The 25,009-nt window shown below is 35.5% G+C and carries 28 protein-coding genes; 10 read left to right on the top strand and 18 right to left on the bottom strand.

Annotated features, from left to right (window positions below):
• Window positions 1-13: 13 nt before the first annotated feature.
• The 11 genes from MHH85_RS20930 to MHH85_RS20880 all read right to left on the bottom strand — a co-directional run bounded on the left by MHH85_RS20930 (window position 14) and on the right by MHH85_RS20880 (window position 9,354).
• Window positions 14-439: a DMT family transporter gene (locus tag MHH85_RS20930; protein WP_340708380.1), complete on the bottom strand. Its 426-nt coding sequence runs from the start codon at window positions 437-439 to the stop codon at window positions 14-16.
• A gap of 175 nt (window positions 440-614) precedes the next feature.
• Window positions 615-1,526, bottom strand: coding sequence for a DMT family transporter (locus MHH85_RS20925; RefSeq protein WP_340708379.1), 912 nt, complete (start codon window positions 1,524-1,526; stop codon window positions 615-617).
• A gap of 227 nt (window positions 1,527-1,753) precedes the next feature.
• Complete coding sequence (locus MHH85_RS20920) at window positions 1,754-2,917, bottom strand: iron-containing alcohol dehydrogenase (RefSeq protein WP_193737796.1); 1,164 nt, start codon at window positions 2,915-2,917, stop codon at window positions 1,754-1,756.
• Window positions 2,918-3,232: 315 nt separating this feature from the next.
• A complete protein-coding gene (locus MHH85_RS20915) occupies window positions 3,233-3,799 on the bottom strand; it encodes an NADPH-dependent FMN reductase (protein ID WP_340708378.1) in 567 nt (188 codons plus the stop codon).
• Window positions 3,800-3,811: 12 nt separating this feature from the next.
• Entirely contained in the window at window positions 3,812-4,870 is a 1,059-nt protein-coding gene (locus MHH85_RS20910) for an LLM class flavin-dependent oxidoreductase (RefSeq protein WP_340708377.1), read from the bottom strand.
• A gap of 15 nt (window positions 4,871-4,885) precedes the next feature.
• The gene (locus MHH85_RS20905) at window positions 4,886-5,827 is read right to left on the bottom strand and encodes a ring-cleaving dioxygenase (RefSeq protein ID WP_340708376.1); all 942 of its coding nucleotides are present in this window, start codon (window positions 5,825-5,827) and stop codon (window positions 4,886-4,888) included.
• A gap of 49 nt (window positions 5,828-5,876) precedes the next feature.
• Entirely contained in the window at window positions 5,877-6,320 is a 444-nt protein-coding gene (locus tag MHH85_RS20900; protein WP_193737800.1) for a MarR family winged helix-turn-helix transcriptional regulator, read from the bottom strand.
• A gap of 147 nt (window positions 6,321-6,467) precedes the next feature.
• Complete coding sequence (locus MHH85_RS20895) at window positions 6,468-7,007, bottom strand: NADPH-dependent FMN reductase (protein WP_340708375.1); 540 nt, start codon at window positions 7,005-7,007, stop codon at window positions 6,468-6,470.
• Window positions 7,008-7,114: 107 nt separating this feature from the next.
• A complete protein-coding gene (locus tag MHH85_RS20890) occupies window positions 7,115-8,092 on the bottom strand; it encodes a ring-cleaving dioxygenase (protein WP_340708374.1) in 978 nt (325 codons plus the stop codon).
• 75 nt (window positions 8,093-8,167) lie between these two features.
• Window positions 8,168-8,602: a MarR family winged helix-turn-helix transcriptional regulator gene (locus MHH85_RS20885; protein WP_193737803.1), complete on the bottom strand. Its 435-nt coding sequence runs from the start codon at window positions 8,600-8,602 to the stop codon at window positions 8,168-8,170.
• A gap of 236 nt (window positions 8,603-8,838) precedes the next feature.
• Window positions 8,839-9,354, bottom strand: a complete 516-nt coding sequence (locus MHH85_RS20880; protein WP_193737804.1) for a YhcN/YlaJ family sporulation lipoprotein — start codon at window positions 9,352-9,354, stop codon at window positions 8,839-8,841.
• A gap of 272 nt (window positions 9,355-9,626) precedes the next feature.
• Here MHH85_RS20880 and MHH85_RS20875 point away from each other — a divergent pair, with 272 nt between their 5' ends.
• Window positions 9,627-11,366: a methyl-accepting chemotaxis protein gene (locus MHH85_RS20875; protein WP_340708373.1), complete on the top strand. Its 1,740-nt coding sequence runs from the start codon at window positions 9,627-9,629 to the stop codon at window positions 11,364-11,366.
• Window positions 11,367-11,592: 226 nt separating this feature from the next.
• Here MHH85_RS20875 and MHH85_RS20870 read toward each other — a convergent pair whose 3' ends face one another.
• Window positions 11,593-12,261, bottom strand: coding sequence for an O-methyltransferase (locus tag MHH85_RS20870; RefSeq protein ID WP_340708372.1), 669 nt, complete (start codon window positions 12,259-12,261; stop codon window positions 11,593-11,595).
• A 125-nt stretch (window positions 12,262-12,386) separates the two neighbouring features.
• Between MHH85_RS20870 and MHH85_RS20865 the strand changes: the two genes are divergently transcribed.
• Complete coding sequence (locus MHH85_RS20865; RefSeq protein ID WP_340708371.1) at window positions 12,387-13,274, top strand: LysR family transcriptional regulator; 888 nt, start codon at window positions 12,387-12,389, stop codon at window positions 13,272-13,274.
• 22 nt (window positions 13,275-13,296) lie between these two features.
• Here the strand turns inward: MHH85_RS20865 and MHH85_RS20860 are convergent, their stop codons facing one another.
• The 6 genes from MHH85_RS20860 to MHH85_RS20835 form a co-directional block, all read right to left on the bottom strand.
• Window positions 13,297-13,698 (bottom strand): DUF3224 domain-containing protein, encoded by a 402-nt coding sequence (locus MHH85_RS20860; protein ID WP_340708370.1) that lies wholly within the window; start codon window positions 13,696-13,698, stop codon window positions 13,297-13,299.
• 199 nt (window positions 13,699-13,897) lie between these two features.
• Window positions 13,898-14,497, bottom strand: coding sequence for a TetR/AcrR family transcriptional regulator (locus tag MHH85_RS20855; protein ID WP_340708369.1), 600 nt, complete (start codon window positions 14,495-14,497; stop codon window positions 13,898-13,900).
• 26 nt (window positions 14,498-14,523) lie between these two features.
• Window positions 14,524-15,228, bottom strand: coding sequence for an MBL fold metallo-hydrolase (locus MHH85_RS20850; protein WP_340708536.1), 705 nt, complete (start codon window positions 15,226-15,228; stop codon window positions 14,524-14,526).
• A 325-nt stretch (window positions 15,229-15,553) separates the two neighbouring features.
• Window positions 15,554-16,186: a LysE family translocator gene (locus MHH85_RS20845; RefSeq protein WP_340708368.1), complete on the bottom strand. Its 633-nt coding sequence runs from the start codon at window positions 16,184-16,186 to the stop codon at window positions 15,554-15,556.
• Window positions 16,187-16,245: 59 nt separating this feature from the next.
• Window positions 16,246-16,803, bottom strand: coding sequence for a cysteine hydrolase family protein (locus MHH85_RS20840; protein ID WP_340708367.1), 558 nt, complete (start codon window positions 16,801-16,803; stop codon window positions 16,246-16,248).
• 244 nt (window positions 16,804-17,047) lie between these two features.
• Complete coding sequence (locus tag MHH85_RS20835) at window positions 17,048-18,751, bottom strand: aryl-sulfate sulfotransferase (protein ID WP_340708366.1); 1,704 nt, start codon at window positions 18,749-18,751, stop codon at window positions 17,048-17,050.
• A gap of 467 nt (window positions 18,752-19,218) precedes the next feature.
• On the opposite strand from MHH85_RS20835, the gene MHH85_RS20830 reads away from it, so the two are divergent.
• The 8 genes from MHH85_RS20830 (at window position 19,219) to MHH85_RS20795 (ending at window position 24,946) form a co-directional block, all read left to right on the top strand.
• The gene (locus MHH85_RS20830; protein ID WP_053419021.1) at window positions 19,219-19,521 is read left to right on the top strand and encodes an urease subunit gamma; all 303 of its coding nucleotides are present in this window, start codon (window positions 19,219-19,221) and stop codon (window positions 19,519-19,521) included.
• A gap of 15 nt (window positions 19,522-19,536) precedes the next feature.
• On the top strand, window positions 19,537-19,860 hold the full coding sequence (gene ureB / locus MHH85_RS20825) for an urease subunit beta (RefSeq protein ID WP_340708365.1): 324 nt from the start codon (window positions 19,537-19,539) through the stop codon (window positions 19,858-19,860).
• Window positions 19,857-21,569 (top strand): urease subunit alpha, encoded by a 1,713-nt coding sequence (ureC, locus tag MHH85_RS20820; RefSeq protein ID WP_340708364.1) that lies wholly within the window; start codon window positions 19,857-19,859, stop codon window positions 21,567-21,569. Before ureB ends, ureC begins: the two co-directional genes overlap by 4 nt.
• Before the next feature lie 11 nt (window positions 21,570-21,580).
• Window positions 21,581-22,036, top strand: a complete 456-nt coding sequence (gene ureE, locus MHH85_RS20815; protein ID WP_340708363.1) for an urease accessory protein UreE — start codon at window positions 21,581-21,583, stop codon at window positions 22,034-22,036.
• Window positions 22,029-22,715, top strand: a complete 687-nt coding sequence (locus MHH85_RS20810; protein WP_340708362.1) for an urease accessory protein UreF — start codon at window positions 22,029-22,031, stop codon at window positions 22,713-22,715. Before ureE ends, MHH85_RS20810 begins: the two co-directional genes overlap by 8 nt.
• Window positions 22,716-22,750: 35 nt before the next feature.
• Complete coding sequence (ureG, locus tag MHH85_RS20805) at window positions 22,751-23,362, top strand: urease accessory protein UreG (RefSeq protein ID WP_053419016.1); 612 nt, start codon at window positions 22,751-22,753, stop codon at window positions 23,360-23,362.
• Window position 23,363: 1 nt separating this feature from the next.
• Window positions 23,364-24,188 carry an urease accessory protein UreD gene (locus MHH85_RS20800; RefSeq protein WP_340708361.1) on the top strand — a complete coding sequence of 275 codons (825 nt, stop codon included), beginning with the start codon at window positions 23,364-23,366 and terminating at the stop codon, window positions 24,186-24,188.
• Between the two features lie 278 nt (window positions 24,189-24,466).
• Window positions 24,467-24,946 (top strand): hypothetical protein, encoded by a 480-nt coding sequence (locus MHH85_RS20795; protein WP_193737816.1) that lies wholly within the window; start codon window positions 24,467-24,469, stop codon window positions 24,944-24,946.
• Window positions 24,947-25,009 lie beyond the last annotated feature (63 nt).

The following is a 25,009-nucleotide window of genomic DNA, read 5'->3' as shown; positions in this document are numbered from 1 at the left end:
TTCTAAACGTTCCTTATAAACCTAGAATAATTACTCCCACTACCATCATTCCAATACCGATAAATTGTGGTAACTTCATCTGTTGCTTTACCATACCAAACAAACCTTTAATATCAATAATAAAAGTTAATCCAAGCTGTGCAATGAGTACTGCTGATATAGTTAACGTAACACCAATTCGATGAATGGCAGAAATGTTACTAAAAATAATTATGGCTGCAAACGCTCCACCAATCAAATAGTAGGGTTTCACTTTCTTGAACATTTGCAAGTTTCCATCTCGGACAAAGAGGAAGATCAACAAAGCCATGATAAATCCTGTTAGTTGCGTTATTGTAGCAGTTTGCCAAGTGCCAATATCTTGGCTAATCCGCGCATTAGCTACCCCCTGCAGCGTAATAAAGGCTCCACCTAAAAACGCAAATAGCACTCCTCGCATATTTCATTCCTCCATTCAAACTGTCCTCTCTATTAAAAAACAAATACACTTATTTCGAAAAGGACATATGTCCCTGTTGTATTTGATTATTTAATTCCATATAAAAACCTCAAAAAGGGATTACTAAGTATCCACAATTTGAGGCAATGTTTACTATATTAATTAAAACCACACTTTATAAATGCTTATGCTCTACACGCCGCACAAAAGAAAAACCTGCTTCAGGACGATTAATTAAATAAATACTTATTAAAATCAATAATAATCCTAACAATAATGAATATGTAAATGGTTCGTTTAAGAACAGTGTACCAATAACAACTGCAATTAACGGTACTAAGAATGTAAAAGAAGCTACTTTGCTTGATTCACCAGAACTCATTAAATAGAAATATGCTGCCGTAGCACCTGGGACTGCGATAACTGCTCCAAATAATAAACAACTAATATAACTAATATTCCATGTTATATCTGAAATATGTTCTGTTGCTATACCACCCATACTTAAAATTGTTCCACCCATGATACTTTGGAGTGCAACAAGCCATAACCCATGTACTTGTGAACTTGTTTTTTTTACATAAACTACGCCAATTGCCCAGCCAATACCGGTAATAAGCGCTAACATTATACCGAATAATGATACATTACCTGTAAAACCATCCAACGATACTGCAGCTACTCCTAAGAAACCTATAACAAGCCCCACTACTTTAATGGCAGATAATGTTTCGCTAAGCCACATCCAAGCTAGAATTGGCACTAATACTGGTTGTAAATAAACAATAACGGAATATAAACCTGATGGTAAATATTGTAGACCAACAGTTTGAACACCATTAAATATAACGGTATTTAACAAGCCAACTATCACATAAACTTTCCAATTTCTTTTCCATTCGATTTTGCGCCATTGTGGTAATAACATTCCGGCTAATAGAATACCACCAAATAATGTACGCATTCCTGCATATAACAAAGGCGGTGTATAATTAAGAGCCATTTTGTATATCGGCCAACACATTCCCCAAGCGATGACCACAAATGTAATTAATAATGCTGTTTTTGCACGTGATTCTCTCTGCATCCCTGTATCTCCTTTTACTTTTGACAATGTTCCAAATGTTTTTACCAGATTTTTTAGAATCATCAATCTATTATTTCGGTATCCATTATTATATCTTAAGATAGTATTCTTCGTAAGTAAGGTTAAAGATGTTTTCACTATTCATCTATAATGGTGAGAAATAAAAAAAGAGCCATTGAGAGATAATTCCCTCAATGGCTCAATATATAAAATCTAATTCTCTATCATTACAATGATGCGCGATAAATATCCATTACATCTTCTTTATTCAGTTTTGTAAAATTACCGAATTCACCATAAATCATAGCTTTATCTGCCATAACTTCTAGTTTGCTATCATCAATATCATAATCAGCTAGTCGTGATGGGGCACCAATGCTGTTCCAGAATTCGCGAAGTTTTTGAATACCTTCTAACCCTGCTTCTTCATCAGTTTTCCCTTCAGGGTCAACACCAAATACTCTTACAGCTAATTGTTTAAAGCGAGCTGGTTTGACTTTTAAATTGTGTTCCATCCAATGAGGGAATAGAATCGCAAGTCCACCACCATGTGGAATATCATAAACTGCAGAAACAGCATGCTCAAGATTATGCGAAGCCCAGTCTCCACGATAGCCCATATTTAAAATACCATTTAACGCCATAGTACCGTTATATAAAATCGTTGAACGATACTCATAATTTTCAAGATCATTTAACAGCTTTGGTGCAGTTTCGATAACCGTTAACAGTAGTGATTCACACATACGATCTTGGAAAAGAGTGTTTTCTTCAAGATGGAAATAATGTTCTAACACATGTGACATCATATCTACCATTCCGTAAATCGTTTGATCTTTCGGAACAGTATACGTATTAACAGGATCTAAAATTGAAAATTGTGGGAATGTCACTGCACTTCCCCAACCATATTTTTCGTTTGTTTCCCAATTCGTAATAACAGAGCCAGCGTTCATTTCAGATCCTGTTGCAGCAAGAGTTAATACTGTTCCGAATGGAAGTGCTTCTGTTGCAAATGCTTTTTTAACTACTAAATCCCATGCATCACCGTCATATTTTGCACCTGCAGCAATAAGCTTCGTACAATCAATTACACTTCCGCCACCTACTGCTAAAATGAAATCAATGTTCTCAGCTTTACAAATCTCAATTCCTTTTCTAGCTGTTGAAAGTCGAGGGTTTGGTTCTACTCCAGATAACTCAAAAACCTCTGAGCCAATTTCATTTAACATATTCATTACATTGTCATACAGGCCATTACGCTTAATACTTCCGCCTCCATAAACAACTAATACCTTTTTACCGAATTTTGGAACTTCAGTTTTTAACTGCTCTAATTGCCCTTGTCCAAAAATTAGTTTCGTAGGATTCCAAAAAGTGAAATTTTGCAAAATAAAAAACCTCCTTATTCTCCCTTCATTATATATTTTATTTCTAAAAACTAACAATCATTTGACTGGTAGCAAGAGACAGCGAACTCCTCCTGCTTCTACAAGTTTCTTTGTCCCCTATGCATCACTATCTTCATTAAAGTAGTTAATGGCTACAGCACCTCAGTTCAATCGGATATCAATAAAATATATGAAGGCATGAAATTCTCTTTCCAAAGAAGAAATCCCCTATAAAACACTTAATGTTTTATAGGGGACTTCCGAAAATTTATTATTTCATTTAAAGTACTTTTGTTTAGTATTCAATTAACTTTATTAAAAATCATATTCTGCATCTTTTGCTTTACGAATTTCTACATATGCATCCACAAGCTGTACTGTGTCATCTACTAAACGCTCTATACGGAAAAGGACATCATCATTCACGATTTCTTTTCTATGGAAATCTTTTTCTTCTATAAATACATATGTTTGGACGATATGTGCTTTCATATAAGCTAATATTGGTTTTAACTGCTGTTCCAACATTAAATAATGTTTTGCTGTGCCCGCTGTTACAAGCATACTTACCACCTTATCTCGGAAAGCATTAACTGGAAGTAAGTCAAAGATATTTTTTAATGTAGCTGGGATAGATGCTTGGAATGTCGGTGTACCAATAATAATTGCATCTGCCGCCATTATTGTTTCCGTTACATATTTTGTATCCCCTTCGTAGTCCCAATAATTTCGTCCATCGCTAAAGACCATTTCATATTCAGCAAGATCTACTAATGTTACTTCTGCATCTGGATATTTTTCTCTAGCTATTTTAAGTGTATAATCCATAGCTGTTCTTGTTTTTGACCCTACATTTGAGCCTGCGATTCCTACAATTTTCATCATATACACTCCTTACTTTTTCGCTGTATATTTCTTAACGGCAGGTAATATTTCCGTTGCAATAAGTTCAATGTTCTTCGCAATCTTATCGAATGGTACGCCACCAAAATCTATTTGTGCCATGAAACGCTGCTGTCCAAATAATTCATATTGATAGAGCATTTTTTCAATAATTTGCTGTGGGCTACCAATCATTAATGCATCACGATAATCAGTCGATTGAGCAAACTGTTGTTTTGGATAGCCACCACCACGTAAAGCAAGCATGCCTGAATTAGCGTGTGGATAGTACTCGCGAAGTGCATCTTGAGTACTTTCAGCTGTGTAAAAAAGACTAGTTGTAGCAATTGGTAACGTCGCAGCATCAAAACCACTACGCTCAGCTGCTTCTCTATACGCATCAACAGAAACTTTAAAATTAATAGCAGGACCACCAAGAGTTGTCAGCATCATCGGTACACCGGCATATCCAGCTTTAATTGCACTAGCAGGTGGTCCACCTACTGCACGCCAAATCGGCATATGCCCACCCTCGGGTTGCGGTAAAATGGATGCACTTTTTAGTGGTGCACGGAACTGTCCTTCCCACGTTACTTTATCCTCATTGTTTAACTTCAATAGAAGCTCCATTTTTTCTTCAAATAATTCTTCATAATCACGGACATCATATCCAAGTAAACTATATGCTCCAACACGTGAACCACGACCAGCAACAATTTCTGCTCGCCCTTTTGAAATTAAATCTAGTGTGGCAAAGTCTTCATATACACGTACAGGATCAGAAGTACTTAATACTGTTGCAGAACTAGCAATTTTAATGTTTTTTGTTGCTTGAGCAATCGCACCTAAAATAACGGTATGTGCTTGTGTTGTAAAATGTTGTTGATGACTTTCACCAACTGCAAATACATCAAGTCCCGCTTCATCAGCTAACTTGCTTGCTTCAATCAATTCATGAATACGCTGTTCAGCACTTATCAAAGTACCTGTATGAGGGTTCATTAAATGATCCCCAATTGAATATAAACCAAATTCTATTCCTTTATCTTTATCAATACGATACTGTTCCATTTTCATTCGCTCCTTTTAATCAATTGGTACTAACTTTGCTTCTATTTCTGAACGTTTTTCTTCTAAAAACGGTGGTAAATCTAATTTTCCCCCGAGCTCTTCTACAGTCGAATCTGCAGTGAAACCAGGGCCATCTGTCGCAATTTCAATTAATATCCCATTTGATTCGCGGAAGTATAAGCTTTGGAAATAAAAACGGTCTACAATCCCTGTTGAATGGAAGCCTCGTTCTTTTATAACTTCATCCCAATAGCGCAACTCACTTTCGTCTTTTGCACGTATTGCTAGATGATGAATGCTCCCTCTACCTGGTTTTTCACTTGGCCCTTCCTGTTGTTTGATAATAATCTCTCCAAATGACTGTCCAGCCTTAGATTGGAATATTGCTTCTGTTTCAGAACGCGTTACTTCTACGTAGCCAAACATATCCTTTAAAGTTTTCGCTAAACGTTCTAAGTATCGTACCGTTATTTCTACTGTACCCATCCCTAAAATTCGATGCTTTGGCTCTACGATAGAATCTTGCCATTCTGACCATTTTTCAGGGACTTCTTCGCCATTATTATTTATTAGAATCATTCGTAAGCCTTCAAAGTCTTCGAAATGTAACGCATCTCTGCCGGCATAACTTGTAATTTCTCCATACTTTACATCCAATAGCTCAAAGCGTCTTTGCCAATACTCAAGACTTTCAAATGATGGAACAAGTAAACCAATTTGTGTAATTGCATTTGTACCGCGAACTGTTCTTCCCGCAATAGGCATTTCAAAGAACGATAACTCCGTTCCAGCACTACCTGTTAAATCTCCGTAAAAAAGATGATACATGCTGGGGTCATCTTGATTAACTGTTTTCTTCACTCTACGTAGCCCTAATACTTTTTGATAAAATTGATTATTTAATTGAGCATTTTTTGTAATCATCGAAATATGATGATGTCCAGAAATTGTATGCAAAGTTGTTCCTCCCCTTAACTTGACTAGTCAAATGATGATGTAAAAAAAATTACTCAGGCGGTAATTCTCTTTTTTGACTGTATTTATGAACACGTGTCATTAACTTATATAAAGTTTTTTGTTCTTCATCGTTTAGTACGTCATCAAAAAATGACGTTTGAAATGCTAGTTGCTCTGGCATTGCTTGATCTAAAATAGCTTCTGCTTTCGCAGTCAGGTTAATTGTTTTCGTTTTCCAATCTTGTTTACGTACAATGTAATTTTCTTTTTCAAGCCGTGCTAGCATACGCGAAATGCCACCTTGCGTAACTGTTACCTTCTCAGCTAATTCACTTTGTGTAAGGGGCTGATATATACGAATTTGCATTAGTACATCAAATTGAGCGGTTGTTAAATCAAAACGTTTTAAAAAGTCATTCGACAATTGATTACTTTGATTCGTAAAACGCATTAAACGCAGCCAGATTAATGACCCGATTGTATTATTACGCATATGTTTTCCTCCGAATCGTTGTTCTTATTATCACTTTACTACGCAAGTGATAATATAGCAAGTAATTGAACTCGTCATTTGATTGACTTTAGTTATTAAAAAAGGAGAGAATTTTTTTATTCCCTCCTTTTACTGCTATCATTTCTTTTATTTACGTAAAGATTTTAATGCGCCACTCCAAGCAATGACTTGGTCTAGCATATCATTAACAGAAGCCGCTTGAACGTCGGCTGGTTTGAAAACACTACCGTTTTCAAAATCAGTAAATAATGATAATGCAGGATGGACACGAACATCTGCAACTAATAATTCTCCAAGAATTCCGCGTAAATGTTCTGCTGCGCGCGCCCCGCCTACTGAACCATAACTTACGATACCTGCCGCTTTGTTGTTCCACTCAGCACGTAGTAAATCCAATGCATTTTTTAATGCGCCTGTAATACTGTGATTGTATTCTTGCACGATAAATACGAATCCATCACAGCCATTAATTTTCTCCGACCAACCGTTTATTCCTTGAGTATCACCATTTGGATCTCCTAAAAACGGTAATTTAAAATCTGCGATATCAATGATTTCATATTCTGCATCTCCACGTTGATCAGCAAGACTTTTCACCCATTCTCCTACTTGTGGACTTACTCGACCTTCACGTGTACTTCCTAAAACAATACCTATTTTCAACATTTTGTTTCCTCCTAAATTTTCTTCTGTATTTTTACTAGCTTTTCCAAATAACTTATCAATAAAACCCAATTCTTTCACCTCATAAAATAAATAGTTGCATCTTTCTACTACTCTTTAATAAATTCTTTTGTGCTTCTTACTGTATCAATTGGCCGAACTAGTTTTTCGATTTGCTCACGTTTTGGTTCTAAAAATGGAGGTAACGATAACTTTTCTCCAAGTGTTTCATACGGTTCATCTCCCATAAAGCCAGGACCATCTGTTGCAAACTCAAATAAAATTCCTTGTTCAACTCTTACATATAATGACTCAAAGAAATGACGATTAACGTAGCCTGACGTATTAAATCCGAAACCTTCCATACGATGAATCCATTCTTCTAGAACAGAACGATTTTCTACTCGGAATGCAGTGTGGTGAACTGATCCATATCCTTGTTGCGCTTGAGGAAGAATCGTATTGTACTCGACGACAACTTGAGCACCGTTACCTCCCTCACCAACTTCAAACAGATGGAATGATCCTTCTTGAGCAATTTCTTTAAATGCTAGTGCCTTTTCCATCATTTCTTTAAAGTAATCAAAATTAGCAATACGAATAAAGATTGGTCCTAATCCTGTAATTGCATATTCTAGAGGGACAGGTCCCTCTTGCCATGGTGTACCACTAGAAACTCCCTCATTGTTCTCATCAGAAATTAGTTGGTAGCGCTGATCATCAAAATCTACAAAAGAAAGAGTCTTTTTGCCAAATTGTTCAACAACACCAGTATGTGCCACTTCTAATCGATCAAAGCGTTTTATCCAATAATCTAACGCTGTATCGCTAGGAACACGGAATGATGTTTTTGAAATTTCATTTGTACCGTGTACTCCTTTAGGAATGCCAGGGAAATCAAAGAATGTCATATCTGTTCCCGCACTTCCTTTGTCATCTGCAAAAAATAAATGATACGTTTGAATATCATCTTGGTTAACTGTTTTTTTCACTAAACGCATTCCTAGAACATAAGTGAAAAATTCGTAGTTTTTTTCTGCACTACTTGTGATAGCTGTTACGTGATGTATTCCTTTTAAATGGTTCATATTATATTCCTCCATTATTGTATTTAGTTTATCTACACAATATATCTCGATTTCGAGATATATGATTAAAAAAATTTATATATCCTTTGCGTGAAGCCCAATTCTCTTAAGAAGATCAATGAAAACTTCTAATTCCTGTTCTGATAGTTCTTCAAAAATAGTATTGACTTTCTTTTCATGCTTAGGGAATGTGTTATCCATAAATACTTTTCCTAACTCAGTAATCGTTGCATAAGTTACTCGACGGTCATTAGGGCAAGCTCTTCGACGTACTAACTCTTTTTTCTCTAATTTATCTACAACATAAGTAATACTACTACTTGCAATTAAAATTTTTTTACCAATATGTTGTATAGGCTGTTCACCCTTATGATAAAGCAATTCTAAGACTGCAAATTCGGTTTGATTTAAACCATACTGTTGCATGTCTTTTCTCACAACATCTTGAACAGACTGTGATGCTCTTAGTAATACTGTCAGTGCTTTGAGATTATTATTTATTTGCATCATATTTTTCTCCTTTCGAAGAATACTAATTATCTCGAATTCATTTATCTTGAATTTAAGATAAATTTAACAGAGATTTTTTACATTGTCAACAGATTAGTTTATAGATTATTTCCATGTACTCAAAGGTTTTTGGTTTCCACTTTACATTTCAAAAAGAAAAAGCTTGTTTTGAATAGAAGCATCAAAACAAGCTCTAAGTACTTGTGATTCGTTAAACTACTTCCTTGCAGCTATACTTAACGAGCATCAGGGAATACTCTTTTTACCGTGTTTGAAAATTCTTCAAAGAATCCTTCAATCGGCTCATTCGCTCTGATTTTTTCTCCATATTGAGTCATTTCTTTAACAAAATCAGGATTCAACGACACATATACATTTTTGAAATCAGCATTTGCAGCTCTTGCTTGGTCTGCAATCTTATCCTCAACAGCTTTGTCACCGTTTACGCCCTTTTTCAACGTAACCGCTACATAAGCATTTTTATTCGTTACAATAACATTTGCTTTTTCTACTTCCTTCATTTCAGCAATTTTATCTGCAACGTCATCTGCCAACTCTAATTTATGTTCATTATTAGTCGGTGTTTTTTCTGTTGTTGTTTCCTCTTCCTTAACGGTTTCATTTCCTTTGTTCGTCGTTTCCTCTTTAACTGTTTCATCTGTGGTCGTTTCATTTGAAGTCTTGCTCGTCCCACATGCAGCTAAAGAACCCATAAGTAGTACCACCATAGATAGTTGTAAAATTTTACTCAATTAAATTCCTCCTTTTTATATGTCAGTAAGGTTAGGTTGCGCTATTTTTAATTGATTATTCCTTGCTTTCGCATACTTAAGAAAAATTTATGTTGCAAAAATGCCCAAATAATTGCTGTAATAAGTCGCTCTATTCAATTTATCTAGAGAACCTTCAAAATTTTTTTAGGATTATAAAAAATGTCAATACTATTTGAAAATTGCTCTTATTATTATAAAAATTAACACGATATACATATAGGTAAAAGAAAAAATATTATCGGAGATGAACCATGAAAAAAGTCAAAATATCACTTAAAAGAAAATTAATAATACTTTGCACTCTTCTATTGATTATTCCTACAATAACCATTGGGATCAGTACATACTCTACTTCAAAAAAGGAATTAACTGCTTCTGGTAAAGAGGAACTACAGCAAAGCACAAATATGGTTATTGCTATGATCGCTCTATTAAATCAGGAAGTTGAAGCAGGAAACCTGACACTGGAGGAAGCTCAAGAAAAATTAAGAGTTGAATTATACGGAAAAAAAGACGCCGACAATATACGCCCAATTAAAGAAGAACATACGATTAGAGGTAACGGTTTTGTTTATGCTGTCGACGAGAACGCTGTTAACGTGATGGATCCTCGAAACGAAGGTGCCGAACTCATGAATACAGAAACAGAAGACGGTGTATTCATCGGGAAAGAACTTTTAGAGGCTGGAGAAAAAGGCGGTTATTTTACTTACAAATGGATGAATGCAAAAACCAATAAAATTGAAGGAAATATAGCTTATGCTCAGAAAGAACCTAATTGGGGATGGACAGTTGCCGCAAAATCATTTGAAAAGGAATTTAATGATGGTGCCTCAAAAGTGGCGATTACAACTGGCATTATTGGAGGTTTAGCTGTAATCATAGGAATTATCGCTGCCTACTTTTTCTCTAGAAGATTAACGAAGCCAGTTATTCAAATTAGCCACGAACTAAATCGAACAGCTTCTGGTGATTTTTCTGGGGACGATGTAAAAGTTACTACAAATGACGAGATTGGTCTATTAACGAATGATTTTAATACTATGAAATCTACTATGAAGGAGCTTCTAAGTCAAATCAATCAATCGACAGAACATGTGGCAGCATCATCAGAACAATTAACGGCTATCGCTGATGAAACAAGCAAAGCAACAGAAGAAATAACAAATTCAATTCAGCTTATCGCAAACGGCTCAGAAGAAAGCACTAACAGCCTACAAGAAAGTGCACAATCACTTGAAGAAGTAACGTTAGCCATTCAAAATCTAGCCGAAAATGCTTCAGAAATTTCCGAAGCCAGCACAATGATAACGACTCAGGCACAACAAGGTAATCTCTACGTTGAACAAACAGTACAACAAATTAATTCAATCAATCAAAAAGTAAATGAAAGTGGCGATGTGCTGCGATTACTTGATTCAAGTTCAAATGAGATTGGCGAAATTTCTAAAGTAATTACTGATATCGCAGATCAAACAAATTTACTAGCTTTAAACGCCGCTATCGAAGCCGCGCGTGCTGGCGAACATGGAAAAGGATTCGCTGTTGTTGCAGAGGAAGTTCGCAAACTTGCAGAACAATCTCAGAGGTCTTCTAAGCAAATCTCAAATTTAATAAAAGATATCCAACTTAACATGTCTCGCTCAACAGAGTCCATGAACCATGTTAAAGTTGAAGTACAAGATGGTCTAAATATTGTTAGCAAAACCGATACAAGCTTTAAGGAAATTGTCGGTGAGCTAGAAATTATGAAAGAAAAAGTAACCGATATGGCTGCTACTGTAGAGGAAATGTCCGCTAGTGCTCAAGAAGTTGCTGCTACAGTCGTCAATAATTCACATGCTACAAAAGAAGCTTCTGAGCATTCTCAAAGAGTTGCTGCTACAACCGAAGAACAATTAGCAGCGATGCAAGAAGTCTCATCTTCTACAAAATCATTGTCTAATCTTGCAGTTGAATTGCAGGATTTGGTTAACAAATTTAAAATGTAAGATTGATAATAATTGCAAATCTAAAGGCGACATTTTCTTCAATATAAAGAAATGTCGCCTTAATTTGTCTTCTAAATACCTCATTAACCTCTACTGATCCCCTTGAACATTTTCTTTTCTAAAGTGCACTAAATAAAATACTACAACACAAAAGACGTTACAAAAACTGTAGATAAAGAATACTGATTGATGCTCAGCTCGATCAATCCATACTAAAAATTATCGCTTATTTTACAACACTAATAACAAAACCATCATACCCTTTAGATCCTACTGTTTGAATTGCCGTAGACTCAATTCTTGGTTCGTTTTCTAATAAGCTTATAAATTGGCGTATGCCCTGTACTCGTTCATCTTCGCTTGTCTCGTTAATTACCTCTCCATCACGCACTACATTATCCGCAATAATAATTGCCCCTGGCATAGCTAGCTCTAATGCCCATTTTAAGTAATGCGGATTATTGGGTTTATCTGCATCAATGAAGATTAAGTCAAATGGGGCTATTCCTTTTTCTTTTATGTTTGGCAATGTATCAAGTGCCTTACCTACAATTACTTCTACTTTATCCTGACACCCTGCTTGCTTAAAATTCCGTTCCGCTATTTTTGCATGTTCTTCCTCCGCCTCTAGCGTATAAACTTTTCCGTTTTCAGGTAATGCGCGTGCAAGCCATATAGTGCTGTATCCACCAAGTGTACCAATTTCTAATATATTCTTTGCCCCTTTAATCTTAGCTAATAAATATAATAACTTCCCTTGAGTTGGTGCTACATCGATTTCAGGTAAGCCCGCTTCTTTATTAACATGTAGAACACATTCCAGAGTTGAATCAAATGGTATTAGTTTTTCAATAAAATACTCATCCACTTCATTCCAAACCATGTCATTCCCCATAATTTTTACCCCATTTCCTATTCATATTTTCATGCTTACAGATTTAGTGTATGTTAGAAGAAACCATAAAAAAAATATATTATTTTTACATATCTATAAATTTTATTTATGAGTTGGAGGGATATATGAATATACACGGACTTAGATTGTTTCACCAAGTCGCACAGACTGGCAGTTTCACTAAAGCAGCTGAATTAATGCGAATCAGTCAACCTGCCGTTTCTAGCCAGATTAAAAAATTCGAATATGAAATAGGTATTCCTTTATTCAAGCAACAGGGAAGAGGTGTAGTTTTAACGGAATTTGGAGAGGAGTTAGCTGAAAAAGCTAAGAGTTTTTTTTCATTTGAAGGACATATCGAATCATTCATTGAAGACTATCGCCTTGCCAAAACAGGGACAATTCATATAGCAGCTACCTATCTACCTGCTAATTTCTTAATTCCTAAATGGGCAGCAAATTTTAAATCTGCAAATGAAGATATCAATTTAATCATAACAACAACAAATACTAAAGAAGCCTTTGAGCAACTAAAGCAATACAAAGCAGATGTTGCTATTTATGGTGGCGGCATATCAGAAAGACCAGCGGAAGTAGAATGGGAAGAATTATTTGAAGATGAGCTTTGGTTTGTTGTTTCACCTCAACACCCATATGCCAATCAGAGCATTTCTTTAGGTGAAATGGTTAAGGAACCCTTTATTATGCGTGAAGAAGGTAGCTCAATGAGAGATCACCTTTTTGCATTATGTCACACCTACCAAGTGAAGCCACCAAAAGTCGCTTTGCAATTTAACGGATTAAATGAAACTATTCGTTCAGTAATGGCTGGTTACGGTGCTAATTTTATTTCATCTCTTGTTGTACGTGATTATGTAGAAAATAATCAATTAGCTAGAGTTTACGTCCAAGGTATCCACGTGACACATAAAATTGCTATATGTACAAGAAAAAATGAGAAACAAAGCCCACTCGTAACAAAATTTATAGAAACATGTAAAAAATTGCTTTAAGGGAAATTTCAAATAGAGATCCTCATTCAAAGCGGTATTCTAATGTAATTGCGAACTGTTCAGCGCTACCAGTCTGGAAATTCACCTCACCTTTGAGACCAATTAAATCTCCAGTTCCTGAACCTATCACAATTTTGCGTTTTGATGTAAGTACACCATTTTCAAATTTACCGACATGTTCTAATAAGAAGGTTCCTGAGCGAGCACCTAAACTTCCTGTGAACTGTTCAAAACCAAAAACCGTAGCGTAACCATCAGCCAAATAACATTTTAGCTCTTGTAAAATACTTTTACCTTGAAGTTCGCCTACATAGGCCATTTTGAAATTTCCTTTTGTAAGTTTAGGTCCACCTTCAAATTCACTGAAGGGCTTTTCACTAGCTTCTGTTAATGTAAATGTTGAGTTTGCTTGCATACCATTCATCTTGTTTACCCCTTATTTAATTTTTTTTGATACACAACCTTTTCCTTAACATCCTAAAAGTATCTGCATCTATCTTTTGAGCAAATCATTGTAGCAAACCCTATCCAAAGCTACATAAAACTTTTCAATGTAGAAGTACTTAAATTATTCCATAAAGAGCAGTGTGAGCATACTACTCTTTGGAAATAACCTCTCCTGTTTAGATGTCATTTTGTAGATCATTATCCCGCTTACTTATAATAGAATGAATTCCCTCTATAAAAGTATTGATAAGAATTAAAAAACTTTCATCAATATCAAGTGGCATTCCAAAGCCACCCATATGTTCAATAGATGTAAATCCATGTAAAATACTTCGCAATCCTCTAACCATATGAATCGCCGTTTCATCGTTTAAATTGTAGGCTTGTAATACTTGCACAACCAGCTTTACGACTGACTCCTGGGCACGCTGTAATTCTATATCGTTAGTATCAGCAAAACGATTGCTTGCGTCATACAGCCCAGGATGGGTTCTGACAAATTGAATATATGCCGCACTAACTGCACGTACTGCATCATCACCTGCTTTTCCTACTGCTGCTTGCAGCATATATTCATGTAGTTTTTCAACACCATGTATGGCTAACTTCTGCTTCAATCCATTTAATCCTTCAAAATGATTATACAAAGAAGGTGGTCGTACCCCCAATTTCTCTGCTAACGATCCTAGTGAAAGTTTATCTACCCCATTCTCATCAACTAGTTCTGTTGTTTTTTCTAAAATAATTGATAAATCTAATTTCATACGACGAGTCATTTTAATGTCACTTCCTATTTAGTTTATTAAAATTTCAATTCTGCTGCAGCTATTGCTTGCTCCATTTTAGTCCGAGGTTGCTCTAGCATATTGCCATGCCCCACAGCAAGTAGACTTGGTTTATAATTAATTAATTTTTTTGCACTTTCAAGAGCAATGTGTTTATCCCATGTAGCTAAAGCTGGGAAAGGAAATAAAGGATTCATTAAACCTGACACTACCACTTTGCCTCTAGTAATGAGAGCATCACCTGCAATTAGACTACGATTACGTGTATCAAAAAGAGTTATGGAACCTGGTGTATGGCCTGGAGTGGCGATCACTTCTAATGAACCTATACGATCTCCATCTTCTAATAATAAATCAGGTTTGGTTTTTATGTTCTTTGGAACCCCACCACGAATTGGTGTGTTTTTTTCACTCGGTAACAAAGTGGAATTTCCATCCAATAATAGAGCATCCCTAGAAGAAATGCTTACTTGAGCATTTGGCAATAATTCTTTTAACGCATCTAGTGCACCTATATGATCATTGTGTGCATGGGTAAGTACAATTCTTGTAATCGGTTTGCCTATACTCTTGGCAGCATCTATTATCCCCTTTGTGCTGAAAGGTAGGGCTGCATCAATCAATGTAAGTTCATTTTCTTCCTCCACTAAATAACAATTAACCGGAAATATTCTTGGCATAAAAGATAATTGAAATACTGTTCCAACTTTCGTAACTCTCATCATTTATCAAGCTCCTTTTCTAAAAAACTAATCATATTTCTATAATAACTAATTAGATTAGTTTTCGCAATATTATAATTTATGTTTTTTAGATAAAAATTATTAGGCAATAAATAAAAATAAATCCACTTCAAAATTAATCGAAGTGGATTCTTACTTTTGAAAGATTATTAAATTATTTAATCAAGGGTAATCTCAATTGTTTTCATTTTATATTTCTCGTTACCCTTTACTTCTCCCAAACATTTTACTCTAAACACTAAAAAAGCATCCATACCGAAATGGATACTTGATTTAAAAACATTAACTATAATTTACAATAAATTTATTGAGGTGACTTTGTCTGAAGCAATTTCAAACCCATTCCGATAAAGATTATGCCTGTAATTTTGTTCAAATACGTTCCCATTCTTTCGCTGCCTCTTATTTTTCGGGAAATAAATGAAGAAAAATAAGCAATAAATAGACACCATACTAAACCAGTGAATGTAAATGTGAGTCCTAAAATGATAAATGGTATAGGACCAGCAGCCTTTGTATCAATAAATTGCGGAAGAAACGCGATGAAAAATAAAGCAACTTTAGGGTTTGTAAGACTTGTCAAAAGCCCTTGTATATATATTTTTCTTTTGTTTTGTTTATTAGACCCTGAAGAATCTAAGCTTAAATTTGTTTTATCAAGTAACATTTTAATACCTAGATAGACTAAATAAATTACACCGACTATTTTGATAATATTAAATAGAATAAGTGATTTTGTAAGTATGATTGATAAACCAAAAGCAACTAACAAAGTATGGATTAAGGATCCACTACAAATGCCTAATACAGAATACACACCTGCATTTCGCCCTTGAGAAATACTTCTCCCTACTATATACATAGTATCTGCACCCGGAATTAAATTTAATAAAATTCCTGTAATTAAAAATACCTCAAAATTAATTACTCCGTACATAATGATACCTCCACCTTTTTTCTCCTTATTCCATACGAGCAGAAATTGAACTTAAGTTTTTATCTATAATTGTTATGGGTTGGTTGAAACAGATTTTCGTTACTATTTCTAACAACAGAGAAATTGTCTACATTGTAATGACCGTGAAGTATTTCGTTATGGTGATTTATTATCTTTTCAGCGGATAAAGTTGAAGAATCTGTTGTTGAATGACCATCTTCTACTAAAGTAACATCGAAATGATTTATTGTTGCAGTTCTAACAGCTGTATCAATGCAATGTTCAGTTTTACATCCCATAATAACAATGTGCTCTATTTCATGATCTTTTAAAAATGCCAGTAATGGCGTTCCATAAAACGAATTTGTAGCCTTCTTATCAAATACCTTTGAAGTAGCGGGTACTTTAATTTCTTTATGAATTTGAAATCCTTTACCTTCACCTTGAGCAACATCTTTATCTCTTATAAAAACGACCAATGCATTCGAATCTATCGCCTTATCTATAATTGAATTGATTCTATCTAACAGATTTTCTTTATTCAATACACTTTGTTCTTTTTCGTTACCATCAATTAATTCTTGTTGCGCATCAATCACTAGTAATGCTTGCTTCAATAGTAAAACCTTCTCCCTTAAGTTATTTTCCACTGTTCATTCATAATTGTCTCTTCCTATTGTGAGGTTAAAAATCTATATGAATTAAATTATGCTACATTTTATATTTCGTTATCGATTCAACATAATCCTCTTTTACAATACTACCGCCCTTCAATTTGGTGCGTATGTTAAATGCTATTCTATTCTTTTAACACAAAAAAACTGTGAGAATTGATCTCACAGTTTTTAATAACCATCTTTTTTATTCTAAGATTTTTTTATACGCTTTTATGAAGAACCCATTCTTATTTAATGAATACTCCCAATTTTTATTATATAAATCTAAACGTTCAGCGCGATATGCCCTTGCCCCTTTTGGAAATCCAGTAATATTAGCTTCCATCGCAACATCACCAGTTTCACTTACTTCAAAAATACTACTTCTTGTATCACCATCTAAAAATCCAAAGTTAATTAGTCGATGCGAAGAATCTTCTAGCCACCTAGTACTTCCTACAATATTGGTGAAGTATGCTTCTCCAAATTGTTCACCAAATGACCAAACCTCTTCTACAGTTTTATCTTTTTCATTAATACGATATTGTGCAGCGCGACTGTATTTTTTAGAAAGAGCTTTATCTCCACGATTCACAACAACATTGTTATCATAAAGTAAAATATCTATTGTATCAGCATTATTATCCTGATCTGGGATGATTGTCGCTGTATGTTGCCCCGCATTAAATTTCACATCACCAATTTCTTTTAATACATATTTTTGATAATCGGCAGGCCAATTTTCATCAGCAGCTAAGATCCATTTAATCTTGTTTGTTTTATAATCTAACTTCATTACAGTATCCTGATTACGTCCTGAAATAACAATGCTATCATCGGATTCATCATAGACAACTGAATTTTGGTGGAACCAGTCAGCTTTTCCATCAGATCGTTTATTATTACGGTAATTTTCGTAGAAAGATAATGGTAATATCTCTTTTAAATCAATCACTTTCTCAATATCTCCAGTTTCACGATTTACTTCAATCATCGTATCTTCTACATATTGTGAATCATCATTTACCGTTAATAGTAAATTACCATTAGGAAGCTCAATTGCATCGTGATGCACCATTGATGATTCCTTTGTTTCATTTTCCTTTGAAGTTCCCTCTTTTGCAGCATTTGCCTTATTAAAATCATAGACATGATAAAGCTTACCCATATAATCCATTTCGACTAATACAGAATAAGTTCTAGAGCGAATAGATTCTTTTGTTAAAAATAATATATGTCCATTTTTAAGTTCTTTAAATATGTGGCTGTTATACTTCGAACTATACCATCGAATATCTCCACTTTCGTCAAAAGCAAATGGATACTTGGTGCTTGGTACAACGAAGGTTAATTCGCCTTCACCAATATCTACGGTTTTTTTATTTAGTGTCTTAATATCAACCTTGCCTATGTACGATGGTAATGCTTCCGTTTGAATATGAATAGTACTTGATGTTTCAGCACCATCTTTCGTAGTAGCAGTTATAACCATTTCGTTATTTGTATCACTTAACAAACCTAGCACCGGTATACTATGTACCTTTTCAAATTCCTCAAATTGGTGCGTAATATCAGTTTGTTCTGTTCGTCCTTTTATAGTAATAGATACTTTTGTTGGTTGCTCTGTGTTGAACATGACTAGAGCAGTCAAAGGGGCTATATCGTACGGATTTTGCACGATATAAGGTTTTTTTAACGTGTAATCACCTTTATTAAATGTTTCTAAATATAATTCTTCCTTACCAGCCTGAGCTCTTAGCATTTTATTTTTCATCGTTATTTCAATACCTTTAGCTACTTTACCTTTATAGTCCAATGTTTCTTTATACTTCCCATAACCATAATAGCCTACTGATATAACCACACCTAATACCACAAATATGCTTATTATACCTATTATTTTTTTCATACAGATAACCCCTCTCTAACGTAATATTTTACGTACTTAATATGTCAGCGATATTTCAATGTAATCTCAGTATGGTTACATCGTTATTGTATTTTGTAATAAAATTAGTATCAATCTACAACTATAAAATTATACAAAGCTCAGATAGAGTCATTTCAATGAGGCTAATATCTCCTAAAACCTATATATATTTCCTTATATTTATATAGGTATGAATTCATATATCTAACCTAAAATCATTTTTAATTGACGATTAACCCGATCAACCTAATTTTTAGTTCCAAAAGCATTGCGTTAAACTTCATCTCAAATTATTTGTATGTTAAAATTCTTTAGAAAGGTTTAATTACTGGGCTTTTGGAGAAAATAAACATATAAAGATTTATTTTATTTTTAAGTTAATCTTCACCTTTCTTTCAAATAAAAACAGTTGTATTATTTGAAATCTATACTAGGAGGTTTGAACTATGCATTTATTGCCGCGCGAAATTGACAAACTTATGATAGTAGTGGCAGCTGACCTTGCAAGGCGTCGGAAGGACAGAGGTCTAAAATTAAATCATCCGGAATCTGTTGCCCTTATTACGTATGAAGTACTGGAAGGGGCAAGGGATGGAAAGACTGTTGCAGAACTAATGGAATACGGTGCTACCATTTTAACTCAAGACGATGTTATGGATGGAGTCCCTGAAATGATCGATGACATTCAGGTTGAAGCAACTTTTCCAGACGGAACTAAATTGGTAACTGTCCACAGTCCAATACGATAAAAGGAGGGTTGCTATATGAGACCAGGAGAATATATTTTAAAAGAAGAAGAGATTATCTGTAATGAAGGCAGCGAGGTAGTTACTGTTAATGTCATCAACACAGGTGACCGCCCTATTCAAGTCGGGTCACATTTCCACTTCTATGAAGTAAATGACGCACTCCAATTTAATAGAAATGAAGCATACGGCAAGAGATTGAATGTTCCTGCTGGAGCGGCAGTTCGTTTCGAACCCGGAGATGAAAAAGAAATACCACTTATTGATTTTGCAGGAGAACGCCGTATATATGGATTTAATAATAAAGTAGACGGCAAATTAGAAAGTGAGGATGCATCATGAGTTTTAAAATGTCCCGAAAACAATATGCTGAAATGTACGGACCAACTACTGGTGACTCAGTCCGTCTTGCGGATACAGATTTGTTTATTCAAATCGAAAAAGATTACACTTCTTACGGAGAAGAAGTTGTCTTTGGAGGCGGAAAGGTCATTCGAGATGGCATGGGGCAACACCCTCTTGCAACCCGTGCAGAAGGTGTTGCGGATACAGTTATAACAAACGTTATTATTTTAGATTACACAGGTATTTGTAAAGCCGATTTAGCTATCCGTGATGGCAAGATTTTCGGTATAGGTAAGAGTGGTAATCCTCTTGTTATGGATAATGTAGATATTATCATTGGCGCATCAACAGAAATAATTGCTGGCGAAGGTTTAATTGTTACAGCTGGTGCCATTGATACACACGTTCACTTTATAAATCCCGAACAAGTACAAATTGCGTTAACATCTGGAACAACAACACTAATCGGTGGCGGTACAGGTCCTGCTGCAGGTTCTAAAGCTACTACGGTTACTCCGGGTGAATGGAATATTCACCGTATGTTAGAAGCTGCTGAAGGTCTTCCTATAAACGTTGGGTTTACAGGTAAAGGACATGCCGCATCAATTGATCCTTTAACTGAGCAAGTTCGAGCTGGTGTGATTGGCTTAAAAGTTCATGAAGACTGGGGTGCTACTGGTTCATCGCTCGACTACGCATTAAGAGTAGCAGATGAATATGACATTCAAGTTGCACTTCATGCAGATACGTTAAATGAAAGTGGTTTTATGGAAAACACTATGGCTGCTGTAAAAGACAGAGTTCTTCACATGTATCACACTGAAGGCGCTGGCGGTGGTCATGCACCAGATTTAATCAAATCGGCAGGTTATCATAACATTCTGCCATCATCAACGAACCCCACCCTCCCTTATACTATAAATACTATCGACGAACATCTTGATATGGTCATGGTTTGCCATCATTTAAATCCTTCCGTTCCGGAAGACATTGCTTTTGCAGATTCTAGAATTAGAAGAGAAACAATTGCAGCTGAAGATATCCTACACGACATGGGTGTATTTAGTATGGTTAGTTCCGATGCTCAGGCGATGGGGCGTGTCGGCGAAGTCGTTCTACGCACATGGCAAGTAGCTGACAAAATGAAAAAACAAAGAGGACTTCTATCAGGCGATAGCAAGCACGCTGATAACAACCGAGCAAAACGCTATATCGCTAAATATACGATTAATCCGGCCATTACACATGGGATATCAGAACATGTAGGGTCTATTGAAGTTGGCAAAATGGCCGATTTAGTACTATGGTCTCCGAGGTTCTTTGGTGTGAAACCCGAAATGGTTCTTAAAAATGGACTTGCTGTTACTGGACTAATGGGAGATGCGAATGCTTCTATTCCAACTCCACAGCCATATATTTACCGCCCTATGTATGCTCAACATGGTAAAGCTTTAGCTAAAAGTTCGGCAACCTTCATTTCTCAAGCAGCATTTGATGACGGTGTTCATGAAAAACTTGGACTTAATAAAATCATTCTCCCAGTTGGCGGAATTCGTACGTTAACTAAAAAAGATATGAAATTAAATTCTGAAACACCAAATATTACAGTGGATCCACAAACATATGAAGTAAAAGTAAACGGAGTGTTGCTGACTTGTGACCCGGTTGATACGGTACCTATGGCGCAACGCTATTTCTTATTCTGAGGTGGAAAATAATGATAATTGAAGAAATCGTAACAAACTTAGAACAGATGGATCCAAATGACATAAAAAAACGCCATATGGAGAAAGTCTACTTGGAAAGCGCACATTTAATGAAGCGTATCCAACGTGTTAAAACAGATCATGGCAACGAACTTGGCATTCGCTTAAAAGCACCTCGTGACCTTGTCGCTGGTGATGTCTTGTATATGGACGAAAAAAACATGATCGTGATAGATGTTTTATCCGATGATCTACTTGTCATCAGTCCTAGGGATATTAAAGAGATGGGAACTATTGCTCACCAACTTGGTAATCGTCACTTACCAGCTCAATTTGAGGGAAATGACATGTTGGTTCAATACGATTATTTAGTTGAGGAGTTACTTCAAGAACTAGGTATTCCTTTTAAACGAGAAGATCGTAAAGTAAAACAAGCCTTCCGTCATATAGGCCATAGTCATGACTAGCAAAATCCTTTCTTTATTCCAGTTATGTGACTCTAATTTTCCTACTGGAGCCTTCAGTCATTCTTTTGGATTGGAGAGTTATATACAAGAAGATAAAGTACATGATCAGGAATCATTTTTCGAGTGGCTTAAAGTGTATTTACATGAGCAACTCATTTACTCTGATGGACTTGCTTGTCGTCTCGCTTATGAAGCACTTATAGAAGATGACATCCATAAGATTTGGAAACTTGACCGTCTCTTAACTGTTCAAAACTTACCGAGAGAAACGCGAGAAGGTACTCAAATGATAGGAAAGAGAATGCTACAACTGACAGACTCTCTTTATGAAATGCCTGTCCTTGCCCTATACAAAGAAGAAATTAAAAATAAAAATTCGTTTGGTCACCCTGCCATCGTCTTTTCAATGGTGGCTCATGGACTTGGAGTATCAAAGTCCGAAGCGATTCAGTACTATTTGTACTCTGCTATTTCTAGTCAAGTACAAAATGCGGTACGAGCTATACCACTTGGGCAAACAGCAGGACAAACTATTTCTCACAAGTTTATACCTGAAATAACTAGTGCAGTTGATCGTATCATGCAATTAACAGAAGATGATTTCGGGATTGTTTCTCCAGGAATAGAACTTTCTCAAATGAATCACGAACGTGTCAATATTCGTATTTTCATGTCTTAAAGGTTTAATAACGAATAATAAAAGGAAGTGTTTTAATGGAACCAATTAAAATTGGCGTTGGTGGACCTGTTGGTGCAGGTAAAACAATGCTTGTAGAAAAATTAACACGCCATCTTGAAAACGAAATAAAAATGGCAGTAGTTACAAATGATATTTATACAAAAGAAGATGCAAAATTTTTAATTCAAAATGGTGTTCTGCCTGAAGACCGTATTATCGGTGTAGAAACTGGTGGCTGTCCTCACACTGCTATTCGAGAAGATGCTTCTATGAACTTCGCTGCCATCGATGAATTAGTAGAACGTCATCCAGACGTTGAACTTATTTTTGTTGAAAGCGGTGGCGACAATCTAGCTGCTACTTTTAGTCCTGAACTAGTTGACTTTTCTATTTATATTATTGATGTTGCACAAGGAGAGAAAATCCCTCGTAAAGGTGGACAAGGAATGATTAAATCCGATTTGTTCATCATTAATAAAACGGATCTTGCTCCACATGTTGGTGCCAGCCTTGAAGTAATGGCGAAAGATACAAAAGTATTCCGCGGTGACAAACCTTTCGTTTTCACTAACCTAAAAAACGATGAAGGTCTTCCTGAAGTAATTGACTGGATTAAGAAACACGCTTTCTTAAAAGGTTTAGATTAATATGACAGACTGGACTGGTGTTTTATCTCTAGACCTGGAAGAACGAAAAGGGAAAACTGTCGCTAAGAATGTATATTTCCAAGGTGCACTTAAAGTTATGCGACCGATTTACCACGATAATTCAGGACAGGTTTGCTATTACCTTTTAAATCCCGGCGGTGGTTATTTAGACGGTGATCGATACAAGATGGAGATATCAGCCAACGAAGGTGCAATGGTAACACTAACAACGCAATCTGCAACAAAAGTATATAAAACGCCGAAAAGCCTTGCTTATCAGGAAACAACTATTTCATTAAAAAAAGGAAGTTACTTAGAATACCTTCCAGATCCATTGATTGCATATGAAAATGCTCGTTATAAGCAGAAGAATGTAATTCATATGGAAAATGGTGCAACATTTCTCTATACAGATATTCTTACCCCTGGATGGTCTCCGAGCGGTGGAAAATTCAGCTATGATACCATTCAATTAGTTACTGAGATTTATTTAGACGGGAAACTTGGTATGTTTGATCATATTAAGTTAACTCCAAACAATCAAAACCTGTCTGGGCTTGGTTTTATGGAAGGATATACTCACTTAGGCTCTATGGTTGCAGTCAGTGAAAATACGGATAACGCCCTCCTTGATGAACTTTATGAAACAATTCAAATGGAGGAAGCGGATTTTAAAATAGGGATTTCTAGACTAGCTATACCTGGCTTCAGTATTAGAATTTTAGCGAATTCAACCCAGCTAATTGAACGAATCTTTAATAACTGCCATAAAATCATTAGTGAAAAGTGGACTAATCATACTCCTAGTTCTTTACGGAAGTACTAACCTAATTGGCGTAATTTATTCCTTTTAAAAGATATGGTAAGATAATTTCATATTCATCAATACGATATCTATAAAAGCTTCACAACCTAAAGTGTCTAGTTGTGCAGATAAAATCGGATTCTCCCAAACTGTACACTTTTCAACAACAGTCTCAATTAAAGCCTATATAATAAAACGAATAGAATACTTAGATATCGCACTCACTCTATAAGTACCGAATATCAAAAGTAATCTAGAGAAAAAATAAAAATAGAAACTTACGTGAGAGGGGATTACTTATGCCTGAAAATAAGAATGCAAAACCTGAACTAGAAAACTTTGAAGTTGAAACTGTGTTTGAGAATCGTGTCCACGAACGGCATGCATTTACCTTCAAAGTTCAAGGGGATGAATTTAAGGGACATTTTCATGAAGGTGAGATTCACTGGCTCCACCCTCATCCGAAGCAAATGATTGGTGAAGATAAAATAGAAATCATTGAAAGAACCATACACTCATTAATGAGGCAATATGGTGTTTCTAAAGAAATTAAAGACCTTGAAATAAAACCCGCATTTGAAGACCGTATACATGAACGGCAGCAATTTTCGTTGCAAGTGCAGGGAGAAGAATTCAAAGGCTTTGTACACGAAGGTGAAATTCAATGGTTTCATCCTCAGCCTAAGCATAAGCTTGAAGATGACCTTGTTCAGGCAATTGAATCAGAAATCCATGAAAAAGTGGCAGAACAAGAAGACGATATTAAAGAAAACAATTAGTTATAAATGTTGTTTACTATAAATGATGCCATCAAAAAAGGAGGTCTCCAATAAAGAGGCCTC

The organism is Viridibacillus sp. FSL E2-0187, assembly GCF_038006425.1.
In the GTDB taxonomy this organism is placed as follows: domain Bacteria; phylum Bacillota; class Bacilli; order Bacillales_A; family Planococcaceae; genus Viridibacillus; species Viridibacillus arvi.
This window is presented reverse-complemented; position numbering and strand designations above follow the sequence as displayed.

Excerpts from the sequence above, each read along its gene's own strand:
- MHH85_RS20900 (WP_193737800.1), bottom strand. The coding sequence starts at position 6,320 with ATGCGTAATAATACAATCGGGTCATTAATCTGGCTGCGTTTAATGCGT.
- MHH85_RS20855 (WP_340708369.1), bottom strand. The coding sequence starts at position 14,497 with ATGACTCGTCGTATGAAATTAGATTTATCAATTATTTTAGAAAAAACA.
- MHH85_RS20915 (WP_340708378.1), bottom strand. The coding sequence starts at position 3,799 with ATGAAAATTGTAGGAATCGCAGGCTCAAATGTAGGGTCAAAAACAAGA.
- MHH85_RS20890 (WP_340708374.1), bottom strand. The coding sequence starts at position 8,092 with ATGAACCATTTAAAAGGAATACATCACGTAACAGCTATCACAAGTAGT.
- MHH85_RS20910 (WP_340708377.1), bottom strand. The coding sequence starts at position 4,870 with ATGGAACAGTATCGTATTGATAAAGATAAAGGAATAGAATTTGGTTTA.
- MHH85_RS20895 (WP_340708375.1), bottom strand. The coding sequence starts at position 7,007 with ATGTTGAAAATAGGTATTGTTTTAGGAAGTACACGTGAAGGTCGAGTA.
- ureE (WP_340708363.1), top strand. The coding sequence starts at position 21,581 with ATGATAATTGAAGAAATCGTAACAAACTTAGAACAGATGGATCCAAAT.
- MHH85_RS20925 (WP_340708379.1), bottom strand. The coding sequence starts at position 1,526 with ATGCAGAGAGAATCACGTGCAAAAACAGCATTATTAATTACATTTGTG.
- ureB (WP_340708365.1), top strand. The coding sequence starts at position 19,537 with ATGAGACCAGGAGAATATATTTTAAAAGAAGAAGAGATTATCTGTAAT.
- MHH85_RS20865 (WP_340708371.1), top strand. The coding sequence starts at position 12,387 with ATGAATATACACGGACTTAGATTGTTTCACCAAGTCGCACAGACTGGC.
- MHH85_RS20930 (WP_340708380.1), bottom strand. The coding sequence starts at position 439 with ATGCGAGGAGTGCTATTTGCGTTTTTAGGTGGAGCCTTTATTACGCTG.
- MHH85_RS20850 (WP_340708536.1), bottom strand. The coding sequence starts at position 15,228 with ATGAGAGTTACGAAAGTTGGAACAGTATTTCAATTATCTTTTATGCCA.
- ureG (WP_053419016.1), top strand. The coding sequence starts at position 22,751 with ATGGAACCAATTAAAATTGGCGTTGGTGGACCTGTTGGTGCAGGTAAA.
- MHH85_RS20795 (WP_193737816.1), top strand. The coding sequence starts at position 24,467 with ATGCCTGAAAATAAGAATGCAAAACCTGAACTAGAAAACTTTGAAGTT.
- MHH85_RS20870 (WP_340708372.1), bottom strand. The coding sequence starts at position 12,261 with ATGGGGAATGACATGGTTTGGAATGAAGTGGATGAGTATTTTATTGAA.
- MHH85_RS20860 (WP_340708370.1), bottom strand. The coding sequence starts at position 13,698 with ATGAATGGTATGCAAGCAAACTCAACATTTACATTAACAGAAGCTAGT.
- MHH85_RS20830 (WP_053419021.1), top strand. The coding sequence starts at position 19,219 with ATGCATTTATTGCCGCGCGAAATTGACAAACTTATGATAGTAGTGGCA.
- MHH85_RS20845 (WP_340708368.1), bottom strand. The coding sequence starts at position 16,186 with ATGTACGGAGTAATTAATTTTGAGGTATTTTTAATTACAGGAATTTTA.
- MHH85_RS20810 (WP_340708362.1), top strand. The coding sequence starts at position 22,029 with ATGACTAGCAAAATCCTTTCTTTATTCCAGTTATGTGACTCTAATTTT.
- MHH85_RS20885 (WP_193737803.1), bottom strand. The coding sequence starts at position 8,602 with ATGATGCAAATAAATAATAATCTCAAAGCACTGACAGTATTACTAAGA.
- MHH85_RS20875 (WP_340708373.1), top strand. The coding sequence starts at position 9,627 with ATGAAAAAAGTCAAAATATCACTTAAAAGAAAATTAATAATACTTTGC.
- ureC (WP_340708364.1), top strand. The coding sequence starts at position 19,857 with ATGAGTTTTAAAATGTCCCGAAAACAATATGCTGAAATGTACGGACCA.
- MHH85_RS20835 (WP_340708366.1), bottom strand. The coding sequence starts at position 18,751 with ATGAAAAAAATAATAGGTATAATAAGCATATTTGTGGTATTAGGTGTG.
- MHH85_RS20800 (WP_340708361.1), top strand. The coding sequence starts at position 23,364 with ATGACAGACTGGACTGGTGTTTTATCTCTAGACCTGGAAGAACGAAAA.